An 11,842-nucleotide genomic window follows, 5' to 3' on the forward strand; every position below is an offset into this window, starting at 1 on the left:
TAAAATTATGAATTTTTTTAAGAAAAATGAGACTAAATATGCTGCATGGGAATAATCAACTTTTAGACGCCAGGGTAATAATAAGGCAATTCATCAGCATAACTGTCTGAATCATAAAGAAACCCACCGAGTTCAAGCAATAATTCCCGGGTATGTTCACTTCGCCGACCAGTGTACCAACCTTTAGGTTTATGACCAGTAAGTTTTTCTAAAGTTTCAACACATAAAAGAATGTGTTTCTTTTCTACTCTTCTAGGAATGTTGGTGTAATTTATCCAGCGCCATCCATGTCCTGCCACCTCATGATCCTGCTGAGCCAGATAATCAGCAAATAAGGGATTCAGGATTAATGCTTGTCCCGCAACAAAAAAAGTAAGTGGTATTTTATAATGATCAAATAAGCGTAGAAGACGCCATATACCTATGCGGCTACCATACTCATAAAAGGATTCGATACTCAGATTACGTTGTCCTTTAGCTTTGGGAATAAATGGGAAATCCGCCCCACTTGTTTCAGCATATGCATCGCCATTGATAGGGCATAATTCAGCTCCCTCTTCGTAGTTAATAACAAAGTTAATGGCAAGCTTTGCTTTATTAGGCCAAGAAAAATTTTTTTCTTCAGGCCCATAACCCACTAGATCTCGCATGTTCATCCTAATTCAAAGGTGGTAATTCCATAAATACCTGCGGTAGACAGTTTTGGTGTTCCTTTTAAATACATTCTTGCCGTGGCGAATACTTTGGTCATGTTGTATTGATTGACGAGATCAACCGCTAAGGGATTATTTTCCGGGATATCCAGATAGACAGTCTCACCTTGAGCATATTCAATTAATTGTTCAAATAGTTTTTCAGCGATAAAAGGGCTATTTGCAAACAATGGACCTATTTTATAACCTTCAAAACATTTTCTAATTACCCCATATCCCTTTAATTGATCCTCCTTAATATAACCGATTGCTAATGCCGCATTTTGCTTAATCCACGCTGTAAGAAATTTTGTTCTAGGGGCAGGAAAATAGTGACGATCATATTGGGCTACCTGCTCAAAAGGTACTTTTTTTAGATCAACTAAATGTGAATCAAGTTTAGGAGTTAATGTTGAGCGCTCTAATGCATAACGAGCGTTACTATGGGCAAATTGATAGCCTATTTTTGCGTAATTATCAACCATATCGAGTACACCATCAATACCCGCATTTCTGTTTCCAACATAAGCGAGACGAGCGCGGGTTAACTCCATCCCATAACCTTGAGAACGGTATTTTTTATCTACCATATAAAAACCACAAAAAGCAAAATGTTCGTCGTAAATTACTGCAGAACCAACCGCAATAATTTGATCATTTAATTTTCCTGCAAAGAAACCTTGAGGATCGGTTTGATAAAAACACTCTGCATCATTTAATCCAGGATTCCAACCTTCTTTTCGTGCCCATTCTATAGCGACTGAAACCTCTTCACGTGTCATTCGTTCGATGTGATATTGGGACATGATATTCACTTTTTGCATGTGTATATATTAAATTAAATATTAAAGTGCTGTGTAAAGCAAATCAGTAAGCTTCTATTTTTATTGTATAAATACGGAGCATTATTCCTTGCTTTTTATTTTTCCTCGACCCCCAAAATTAAAGATACTAAATGCTGAAAATTCCTGTATTATGATCCTCTTGAGTCATTTTAGATGAAAGGAAGCATTATGAATTTCAATATTAGGAATACCCTAGGTCCCTTATTTCTCATTCTTTCATGTCCCGTTTTTGTTATGTTGATGTGGTATACCAACACCCAGCTTCAAGGGTCTTTGTCTGCTCTTTGGGATTTACTGATCCAAAACGGTTTTTTTCAGACTGTAATGACAATATGGGGACCTTATTTCTGGGGCTCAGCAATGGCCTGGAAAATTATTTTGATTTTTACTGTTTTTGAGCTGGCTTTAATGCGTATCTTGCCAGGAAAGACATTTAATGGACCCATTACCCCAAAAGGAAACGTGCCAGTTTATAAAGATAACGGTGTTTTGGCATTTATCGTTACTATGACAACCTTTTGCATCGGATCTTTTGGCCTCAATCTATTCTCTGCTTCTATTCTTTATGACAATCTAGGCGCTTTATTTGGCGCGCTCAATTTGTTTAGCCTTATCTTCTGTGTGTTTTTATATCTCAAAGGACGCTTTTATCCCTCATCAACTGATTCTGGTGTCACCAATAACATTTTGTTTGATTATTATTGGGGAACAGAGCTTTATCCTCAAGTTTTAGGGTGGAGCATTAAAAAATTTATTACCTGTCGTTTTGGTATGATGAGTTGGGGCTTATTTCTTATTTCTTATTGTGCAAAACAGGCGGAATTAGGTGATTTATCTAACTCAATGTTAATTTCTGTTGTATTGCAATTTGTTTATCTCAGTAAATTTTACATGTGGGAAAAAGGTTATTTACGTTCCTTAGACATCATGCATGATCGCGCAGGGTTTTATATTTGTTGGGGATGTATGGTATGGGTACCCTGTGTCTATACATCACCAAGTATGTATCTTGTGCTTCATCCAATCCATTTATCGTTTGTATGGGCAACTCTTATTTTAGGATTAGGTTTGGCAAGTATTGTTATTAATTATCTTGCTGACAGACAAAGGCTTGTTACCAGAGCTACTCAAGGTGAATGCAAAGTTTGGGGTAAAAAACCGGTCACTGTATTAGCTCATTATGAGACTATCGAAGGCGATAAAAAACAAACTATACTACTTGCTTCCGGGTGGTGGGGGATCGCCAGACATTTCCATTACATCCCTGAACTTGCTGGTACATTTTTTTGGTCTGTACCTGCATTGTTTACTCATTTTGCACCATATTTCTATCTTTGCTTTTTAACTGTTTTATTGGTCGATAGAGCATTTCGTGATGATAAACGCTGTTCTGCTAAATACGGACATGATTGGAAAAAATATTGTGAGTTGGTTCCATATAAAATTGTTCCGCTTGTAGTTTAACGTAAATGAATCGCCCATTTTTCCCATTGATGTAACCTGGGTGCCGCAACAGCGGAACCCAGGATTAATTTCTATCTTTTTAAGTTCACCAATATATAATGCCATCTTGTTGAACTACAAAATGAGGGTGTTTTCTTATGAGAATGAAAATTAATGTTGAAAATGTTGAAATTGGAAAAACCAAGAATAGTAATTTTTCTGGTGATGTTGTAATTTTTACCTTTGGCCAATCGGTTATGGGTGTAAGTGGGCAAAATGGCTCATTTTTCTGGACAAATTCAACTCAGGCTTATAATGACTTTGTAGGTTCTGTGGAATTTAAATCATTACATCCTGACGTTCTGATGATATATAGCGATTCGAGTCGGACAGAGTTTTCTTCAAATAAACTGAAGCCAAACGAAATTGTTGCTTTGCTCCAGGAAAAATTCGATTCGCCTGCTTTGGATGCAGCGAATTTAAAAGCTAAAACTTTGGATGGAACATTCTAATTCTTATTCAAAAAACGTAGCCTGGGTGTAGCGCAGCGAAACCCAGGTTATAGATGTCTGATTTTTATCTGAACTTCCTAGGATACGGCTTTGCCTTCACCTAGGCTACAATCTAAATTTTAGGATCGTATGACAGTGCAAGTTCACAGCTCTCTGTAAGGATAGGATTAAAAAATTTACCCGACTAAAAATTAGGAATGGATACATAACACGCGAGTAAGATACCCCACAAATGAATGTAATCGCCTACCAGTATATTTTTGAGATACCATCTAGGTAAGCTCGCATTCCTAATATCACTTTGTAAGTATTTAATTATAGGTACAAATGCGACAACAAAGAAAACCATTAAAATGTGGTAAAGAAAAAGCAGTTCTTGTGTGTTGTGGTATAAAAACGTTTTATAGCGCATTTGCCAAGGTGTAATAGAAAGGATCAAAAAAGAGAAGAAAAATACTTTAATGACGCTGTTTAAATCGGTCATGAAAGGTAGTTTTTGGCGGTTATAGACGATTTCTTTATTTGATGGATCGAGTAGATTAAATGACGCTGATTCAATAGCGGCACTTATCAAAAAAAATACACCATAAATATAAATACTAGTTATTGTTAGTACAGGCATAGAGTAAGCACGTGATTAGAATTTCTAAAAAAAATGAAAAGTTGTATATAATTTTATCATCATATGTATTGGGTGTCGATGGAACATCCTAAATATCATGTTTAGTTGTCACCTTAGTTATACATATCAGTGCTTGTTGAAAAAAGACAGGAGAAAACAATAAAATTCAAATCGTCTCCTGTACATGTAAAAAAAACACCTGTTGGCTCATTTGAACTTTCGGATATTAGTATTTTATGTACTAACTTCATTCCGCCCGCATCATGACAAGAACCTGATAAGCTATTAAAAACATTATTTATGTTTTTAATTTGCCCAGCGCTTTCATAAGCTTGTCCACATTGTGGGGATTGTCCGCTAGGTGGAGATAGTGTCTCAGCATAAATATTTTGATAAATTAGTATAGAGAGTAGAAGCAATCCTTGAAAACATTTCATAAAAGACCTCCCTGTTTTCTATCCATTTCTTTCAATTATAGGAGTGAATTGAAAAAATTGAGAAATGCAATTTTTAGAAAGCTATGTTTGACTTGTATTCATTCACGATAGCAGACGGACCCGCAGACGTCACCTGAATAAGCGTGCTATCGCATCGCCACTCATTTAATTTTAAAATCAATGAATTAATCCTTAACTTATTAAAAACGTGAACACCTGGCGCCAGGTGTTCACGTTTTTCTTCCATTATAAAAATTGTTCGTATATTTTTTTACGTGATTTAACTGATTAAGTAGTTACTTACATATTCTCTCTACATCATGAAATGATTTATAATTGGATATTTAGTCCTATAAATCATAGGAATCTCCAAATGACGCTTAAACGGAAAACTAAAAAAATAAAAAATCAAGAAACCTTTGCATATGGCACTCATATTGAGGAAATACCTGGCCATCGACTTTTAATATTGGATGACTATGCTTTTGATATTGAAGAGTTGAATTCTTTGTCTGAAAAAGATCTTTTTACTAATATGCATACGCAAACGGAGTTTAGCGAGGATGCAAAAAAAATTCTGTTATCAAATAAATTATTGAGAGAAAAAATACAGGGTAATCTTCCAAAAAAACAAGATTTTCCTGTAGCTTTGCTCATGGATGTTTACAATTTGGGTCTGGCTTTGCTTCAGACACGAGAGGGTAAAGAAAATATTGAGGCACCTGCAAATTTTAGTCAAAAGCTAGATAACATATACTCAGGTATAAAAAAAGAGTTTTTAAATTTTACAATCAAAATGAGTAGCTACAATTACCGAGTAAAAGCTACCATAATTTCAACCATGCAGGTTAGAAAATTGCTTGCCGATTTATCAGCGGGTAAAATTTGCGTACGTACTGGTGGAAACTGGCTAATTCAATTAGTGCATAGTTTAAAGCCAGACATCGTTAATGAAGCTCATATCTTAAAATTAAATCAAGAGTTTGTTCAAGCTACACCTTTATTTAAAGTAAAAACCACACCAAAAACTCCAGCTTTTTTCACTACTGAAGCCTTATGAAGAATTAAGGGATGATAGAGAGAATGTTCAAAATCAGGAGTATCTAATCAATATGGTCAATTCATTATAAAAATAAAATGGCTGCGAATAGGTACAAGTTATTTTAATTTATTTTCAATTCGCTTATCTGGAATGAACCAAATCATTGCAACAATTACATAAAGCATTTGAGCAATCCAGGTATAAACATAAGCAAGAGGAATTGCAAGGACATAGAGTCCAATGGAAATATTTCCTTTCAAGTCGTTCCCAATAGCTTGAGCAACCAATGATTTTTTGCCCTCATGCGCGATAAGTGTATGCACCAGTATCGAATAGGAAAAGGCAGCCATTAAAAGCACTATGCCATAAAACGATGTAGGTGTCGCAGTATAGTGATTTTCTCCCATCCATCCTGTGGCAAAAGGAAATAAGGAAATCCAAAATAAAAGATTCAAATTTGCCCAAAGAACCTTTCCTGAAATACTTTTAGCAGCGGTAAATAAATGGTGGTGGTTATTCCAGTAAATACCAATATAAATAAAACTGAGTAGATAACTGGAGAAAATTGGAATGAGAGGACGAAGACTAGCAAAGTTGTCACCATGTGGGATTTTAATTTCCAATACCATTATTGTAATAATGATCGCCAGCACACCATCACTAAATGCCTCTAATCGTGTTGTTCTCATCCTTTCTTCCTGGAGAATTCTAATCAATCGTATTCGCATACAAAAATGAAACAATTCTTTACATCTTATGATTATCTATAAATCAAATTGTAGAACAGTACTTTTTACTAGGCTAATTAATGGAAGGAATTTAATTTCAGACGCTTTAAAACGTTATTTTCTATATCTAATAAAAACAATAAGTTGTTTAGAGTTTAATTTTTCACGCCATTTTTTAGGCACATTTTGTATTGGATCTATTGACGCTGACTTAAAAATATGCAAAATATATATTTTATCTGCACTTATTCTAAGAGATGTCGCTCTAAGGTAATTAATATTATGAGTTCAAGTTCTAAGCATGCCAAAATTTCATTGTTTAGTGCAACAGCACTTTCTGCTACAGCCATGGTTGGATCAGGATGGCTTTTTAGCGCTCAATTAAACGCTAAGATTGCAGGAAACTACTCATTTCTTGCCTGGATTCTAGCAGCCTTATTGGTCATGGCTGTGGGACTATGCCTTGCACAAGTTGCCTCGATTTTCCCTGTTCGTGGGGCTACTGCGCGCTCCAGCGCATTGTCGCATAACAGCATTTTTGGTATGCCTTTTGCCTTCGCCAACTGGTTTGGATTAATGGTAACTATAGGCACAGAAGCTCAAGCAACCACACAATATTTAGCTGCCACAATTAAAAGTGATACTTTGATGCTGGACAATGCGCTCACGATTTACGGTAAATTATTTGCATTGGGGATCTTAGTCATTTATTTATTCATTAATTACTTTGGCATTAAGTTATTAACCAAAATTAATAATACAATTACGGTAGTAAAAATTCTTAGTCCGATTTTTACGATTATAATCTTTTTGATCATGCGTTTTGACACAAGCAACTTTAGTTTAGACACCAACGTACAATACGGAATAGGCTCAGCAATTACTGCAATTATTTCAGCTGGATTAATCTATTCTTACAATGGATTTCAATTGGCAGTAGCTTTTGCAAGTGAGATGGAGAACCCAAAGAGGAATATTCCTTTATCGATTGTGCTTTCCATTGTCATCGTTATGTTTGTTTATATGTTACTCCAATTATCCTTTATGGGTGCTGTGCCCCATGATATGTTAGCAAGTGGTTGGGGTAGTCTTAATTTTCATTCACCCTTAATTAATTTAGCCATGTTGATGGGAGTTCATTTCTTAGCGATGCTCTTGATTGCTGATAGTATAGTAAGTCCGTCAGGCACAGGGTATTCTTATTTAGGCGGTGCTTCTCGTATGTTTTATGCCATGGCCAAAGAAGGGCAAATGCCGAGCCGATCAATTACCAAATTACATCCTAAATATAATTTGTGTCGCCGTTCCTTACTCATTAATTTTACCTTAACTGCAATATTTCTCTGGAACTCCGATAGTTGGGCTTCACTTATGGTGATTGTTACTGGCTATCATTTAATAGGGTATATGGCCGCCCCGATTAGCATGGGAGCTATCAAACCTAATACCAGAATATTTGGGCTAATCGTTTTTTGCATCCTTGGGGTCATGATGAGTACTTTACCCACTAATGATTTCCTAAAGATGAATTTGTCGATTTTAATTTTAATGGTAATTTATGGAGGGATTCAGATTACACGGCGAATGAAAGCAAGTACATTATTCGTATTATCAACACCATTCCTGACTTATTTATGGTCAATTTATTTTTATCAAAATGTTTATTATATCCTTCTAATATCCGCTCTATTTTATTGGCTAATTACACATAAAGAATACGTTAGATTATGTAAGGAAACTCAATTTATCGCCAGTGATGCTGATATGGTAGCAAATGTAGGGATCAGCCAAGGTCAACAAGCATAGAAAGAGTAATAATAGAAAGCAAAATTACACAAACTTCATTGTACTAGGTGCGCACTCGTCGGAATCTGGACGTAAATCTTCAGCGGGTGCAACTCTTTTTACTTTAAAGGGGCGTGATGCACCGTGTTGAATTTTCTCCAAAGGTTCACTGAATTCAATGTCTTTTATGAATACGGGGGCGAGTTCGAGTGGAGATACTTTTATTTCGGGTAGATGGAGCGCTTTTTTTAAAATGGCCTTTTTACGAATCAGTATATTGGCCAATTGTTCTAAATATAATTTCTTATCATCCATAGGTAATAACTCTAAATATTCATCACGGATAATAAGTTTTTTGATGTACGCATCGTCTAAACTGGCAAATCGAGCTAGTTCGTCTTTAAGTTTTTCTTTATCAATATCATGAAAAAATTCACTAAAATGTAAATTTCCCATTATATTTTGAGGATTGTTGCACACTTTGCTGAACGAAAAGGGGGCATATATTAATGGATTATCTAAAGATAGATTAGCTTCAAACTTTTTCAGACCAGTATCAATATTTTCTATATCAAATATGGAATCACTGGGATCTATTTTTATGATTTGATGTTGGCTCAAAAATTTGATGAGTCCTATATTCCGCAGTCCAGCACCAAGCACATCCATATCTTCCAAAATAATTGCGGCTGCAAGTAAGGCCTCTTTCCCACAAATTGATAAACCACTTTCCAATTTCTTATATGCAGCAACGCAGTCATCGACTTTATCATGTTGATTGATTTCTTCTAATGCGTTTTTACTATTAAGACATTCTACAAGATCCTTATAACCTGGTAGGACTTTTGAGAATAATGCAAGTTGTTCTTGATAATATCCAATAAATAAGTTAGCAGTGCGCACTCTAAATGCTTGATAAATAGAGTTTGAAATATGATCGTGGATGGCATTTCGCGCTGTGAGTTTTTCAATTCCATTTTTTAACTTGATTATAAAATATTCTTCATCAACAACATCTGGCCAAAATGAATATTTTGTTCTAGCCATCGTATTCTCACAAAATAAGTAGATAATTTTCTATGGTGAGGAATATTTTTTAAAATGGCAACTAATAGTTGTTAAGTGTTCCTTAATAAAACCTTAAGGTTTTATGTATAAAATATGAACTTCGTATTCAATTGTTAATCAATTAAAGTATTAACCTCATTAAGGATGCAATGTGAATAAAATTATGACCCTCTCTTTTTTCATTATCATAGGATTGTTCTGTTCTCAATCAAATGCGTCGCAAAAAACAATTAAACTTAATCCCAATGAAACGAAGCAGCTTGCAAATAATACGCTCTGGACGCTAAATGCCACCTGCGTTGTTCAGTGTACCCACCATACTAACAGTAAAATCAAAATCAACGTGATCAAAAATAGTGGCATTATTAATGGGAAAAAATTGTCCACAGGACAGGGCACCTTAATTAAGGTAAAAAATAACAGTAGTGTCTCTGTCAGTGCAGATTCGGGTACTCAAATCAATCTTATTAATTTAGGGACAGATGAATTACAAGCAGTTTGCTCCACTTAAACTAATATATCTGTAGCCCGTATTAACGCAGTGTAATACGGGTATAAAATTAAGTTCTGCAAATCATTTTCTTATTTAGGACCTTTATCGATATCTAAACTTCGGTGACTATTTATCACCTTGCCTTTTCTCTGGCCCAAAGAAACGATATTAATTTTTTCAATTTTCATCTCTAAATAATCGATGTACTTTGAGGTAGTTTCTTCATATTTTTGTTTGTGTTTATTGTGATTTGAAATCCCATATTATGCTGGGGCTCCATATTCTTATCCTTTTTTCTTTTCTAAAACGGCGACGCATTGATTTTCCTATATTCGTTATGTTATGGTGGTTTAATGATGAGCAAATACCGTTCGCTAATCCTATTGTTTGTTATGAGTGCTGTTTTTCTTGCACCACTCAAACTGCCAACCTGCCCGAAACAAAATGTGCAGGCGCCAGTGATTTTTGCTTTTTCGGTAACGCCTTGTTCCATGCAGCAAGCGATGAACAGTAGCTGCTTTTCTTCTTCTTACTGGCTTCAAGATGAATTCCATCTTGCTCCATCATGGATAGTACGAAGTCTTATTGGTTTATTAAGCTTTTTACTTATTTATTCTAAATATAACTCTCCATTGGATGAAATTTATCGTCCGCCCATTTGATTCTTTTTTATTTTAAATTCAAAAAAATAATTATTGAGGAATCAAAAATGAAAAAACTAATTTTGTCATTATTGATGACATTGATCTCTTTTTCTGTTTTCGCATCGGGCATTGGCAGTGCAAACCCTGCAGATGCAATGTTGTTCATCCAAAATCATAGCCCACTTTTTTATCTAGCAGCGTTCTTTGGCCTAGGTGTTCTGTTGGCATTTACTCCTTGTGTTTTGCCAATGGTGCCGATTCTGTCCAGCATCATCACAGGCCAAGGTGCTAATACTGGGAGGCATGCTTTTAAATTATCTTTAGGCTATGTAATGGGAATGGCGGTCACTTATGCCATAGCGGGGATGTTGGCAGCATGGTTTGGATCAACCGTACAAACCCTAATGCAGCAGCCGATGATAATTGGGAGTTTTAGTATTTTATTTATACTCATGGGCATATGGTTGTTGGGTATTTTTGAATTGCGATTTCCAGTTTTTACACGGTTTGCCCCAAATCGATCACGCCAACATGGTGTTATCTCAGCTACGGTGATGGGCGCTTTATCTACCTTGGTTGTGTCTCCTTGTGTCACAGCCCCCTTAATCGGTATTCTAACCTATATTGCTCAGAGCAACCATGTCGCTCAAGGTGGACTACTACTCTTTGTTTTAGCTTTAGGAATGGGAGTGCCTTTATTGATTGTAGGGGCAGGGTATGGTCGTTTTTTACCAAGCTCCGGTCCATGGATGGTTCGAATAAAACAAATATTTGCCATAATGATGTTTTCTATGGCCGTTTGGCTATTGAGTCGAGTTGTACCACCGTTTTGGATTAATGTACTTTGGGTTACTGTTTTGCTTGTTAGTGCTTGGATTTTTGGTGCTTTTCGTCAGGAACATCATTGGGCTGGACGACTGTTGCAAGGCTTGGCCTTATTATCCATGATGGGGGCGGGGGCTTTGGCTTATCATGCATTTATACCTACTTCCGTTGTACAGTCAGTAACACATGCTCCATTTGTTGGGGTGCATACGCTTGAAGAGGTTAATGCAAAATTAGCTGAAGCCAAGAAAACAAATCAACGCGTTTTTATTGAGTTTTTTGCAGGATGGTGCAGTGATTGTCAGGCCATGGATAAGCACGTTTTTAATCAACCAGAAGTCATTGATGCCATGCAAGGCGCTGTAAATCTGCGCGTTGATATTAGTGAAAAAACAGAGGCAGTAGCAAAAATTCGTCAAGCGTTCCACATTTATGGCATACCGACTATGCTATTTTATGATAAGCAAGGAAATGCTCTTACTCATTTAAGCTCTGTTGGACAGATATCCAAAGAAAAAACTTTGGAGTTATTAACACAATTTAGGGGCTAGGAAAAGAAATTTCCCTTCTCCCCGAGGGGGAGAAGGTGCCCTTCAGGGCGGATGAGGGTGGAAATTACCCGTTATGTGCAACCGGTTTGATAGGTAACATTTCAAACCGGGCTGATAGGTAACAGATTTAAGATGCTAGGGTCTAAAAATTTTAT

12 protein-coding genes and 1 pseudogene are annotated in these 11,842 nt (G+C 36.0%); 7 read left to right on the forward strand and 6 right to left on the reverse strand.

The window, feature by feature from the left end:
- Nucleotides 1-77 precede the first annotated feature (77 nt).
- Together Lstg_RS11560 and Lstg_RS11565 are read right to left on the reverse strand one after the other, a co-directional pair.
- Nucleotides 78-650, reverse strand: a pseudogene (locus Lstg_RS11560) (polysaccharide deacetylase family protein); the annotation flags it as partial.
- A gap of 2 nt (nucleotides 651-652) precedes the next feature.
- Nucleotides 653-1,498, reverse strand: coding sequence for a GNAT family N-acetyltransferase (locus Lstg_RS11565; RefSeq protein ID WP_058477841.1), 846 nt, complete (start codon nucleotides 1,496-1,498; stop codon nucleotides 653-655).
- Nucleotides 1,499-1,705: 207 nt separating this feature from the next.
- On the opposite strand from Lstg_RS11565, the gene Lstg_RS11570 reads away from it, so the two are divergent.
- Entirely contained in the window at nucleotides 1,706-3,001 is a 1,296-nt protein-coding gene (locus Lstg_RS11570) for a phosphatidylethanolamine N-methyltransferase family domain-containing protein (protein ID WP_058477842.1), read from the forward strand.
- 137 nt (nucleotides 3,002-3,138) lie between these two features.
- A complete protein-coding gene (locus Lstg_RS11575) occupies nucleotides 3,139-3,492 on the forward strand; it encodes a hypothetical protein (RefSeq protein ID WP_133129222.1) in 354 nt (117 codons plus the stop codon).
- A gap of 184 nt (nucleotides 3,493-3,676) precedes the next feature.
- On the opposite strand, the gene Lstg_RS11580 is transcribed toward Lstg_RS11575, so the two are convergent.
- Together Lstg_RS11580 and Lstg_RS11585 are read right to left on the reverse strand one after the other, a co-directional pair.
- The gene (locus Lstg_RS11580; RefSeq protein ID WP_238585420.1) at nucleotides 3,677-4,066 is read right to left on the reverse strand and encodes a hypothetical protein; all 390 of its coding nucleotides are present in this window, start codon (nucleotides 4,064-4,066) and stop codon (nucleotides 3,677-3,679) included.
- Between the two features lie 161 nt (nucleotides 4,067-4,227).
- Nucleotides 4,228-4,551 carry a hypothetical protein gene (locus Lstg_RS11585; protein ID WP_058477845.1) on the reverse strand — a complete coding sequence of 108 codons (324 nt, stop codon included), beginning with the start codon at nucleotides 4,549-4,551 and terminating at the stop codon, nucleotides 4,228-4,230.
- 373 nt (nucleotides 4,552-4,924) lie between these two features.
- On the opposite strand from Lstg_RS11585, the gene Lstg_RS11590 reads away from it, so the two are divergent.
- Nucleotides 4,925-5,611: a hypothetical protein gene (locus tag Lstg_RS11590; RefSeq protein ID WP_058477846.1), complete on the forward strand. Its 687-nt coding sequence runs from the start codon at nucleotides 4,925-4,927 to the stop codon at nucleotides 5,609-5,611.
- Between the two features lie 98 nt (nucleotides 5,612-5,709).
- On the opposite strand, the gene Lstg_RS11595 is transcribed toward Lstg_RS11590, so the two are convergent.
- Nucleotides 5,710-6,282, reverse strand: coding sequence for a TMEM175 family protein (locus Lstg_RS11595; RefSeq protein ID WP_058477847.1), 573 nt, complete (start codon nucleotides 6,280-6,282; stop codon nucleotides 5,710-5,712).
- A 321-nt stretch (nucleotides 6,283-6,603) separates the two neighbouring features.
- Between Lstg_RS11595 and Lstg_RS11600 the strand changes: the two genes are divergently transcribed.
- Nucleotides 6,604-8,127, forward strand: a complete 1,524-nt coding sequence (locus Lstg_RS11600; RefSeq protein WP_058477848.1) for an APC family permease — start codon at nucleotides 6,604-6,606, stop codon at nucleotides 8,125-8,127.
- A gap of 24 nt (nucleotides 8,128-8,151) precedes the next feature.
- Here the strand turns inward: Lstg_RS11600 and Lstg_RS11605 are convergent, their stop codons facing one another.
- On the reverse strand, nucleotides 8,152-9,153 hold the full coding sequence (locus Lstg_RS11605) for a hypothetical protein (RefSeq protein ID WP_058477849.1): 1,002 nt from the start codon (nucleotides 9,151-9,153) through the stop codon (nucleotides 8,152-8,154).
- 172 nt (nucleotides 9,154-9,325) lie between these two features.
- Here Lstg_RS11605 and Lstg_RS11610 point away from each other — a divergent pair, with 172 nt between their 5' ends.
- The 3 genes from Lstg_RS11610 to Lstg_RS11620 all read left to right on the forward strand — a co-directional run bounded on the left by Lstg_RS11610 (nucleotide 9,326) and on the right by Lstg_RS11620 (nucleotide 11,687).
- The gene (locus tag Lstg_RS11610; RefSeq protein ID WP_058477850.1) at nucleotides 9,326-9,685 is read left to right on the forward strand and encodes a hypothetical protein; all 360 of its coding nucleotides are present in this window, start codon (nucleotides 9,326-9,328) and stop codon (nucleotides 9,683-9,685) included.
- Between the two features lie 335 nt (nucleotides 9,686-10,020).
- Entirely contained in the window at nucleotides 10,021-10,329 is a 309-nt protein-coding gene (locus Lstg_RS11615; RefSeq protein ID WP_238585421.1) for a hypothetical protein, read from the forward strand.
- 47 nt (nucleotides 10,330-10,376) lie between these two features.
- Nucleotides 10,377-11,687, forward strand: coding sequence for a protein-disulfide reductase DsbD family protein (locus Lstg_RS11620; RefSeq protein WP_058477851.1), 1,311 nt, complete (start codon nucleotides 10,377-10,379; stop codon nucleotides 11,685-11,687).
- Nucleotides 11,688-11,842: the final 155 nt, after the last annotated feature.

The organism is Legionella steigerwaltii (assembly GCF_001468065.1).
GTDB classification, from domain to species: domain Bacteria; phylum Pseudomonadota; class Gammaproteobacteria; order Legionellales; family Legionellaceae; genus Legionella; species Legionella steigerwaltii.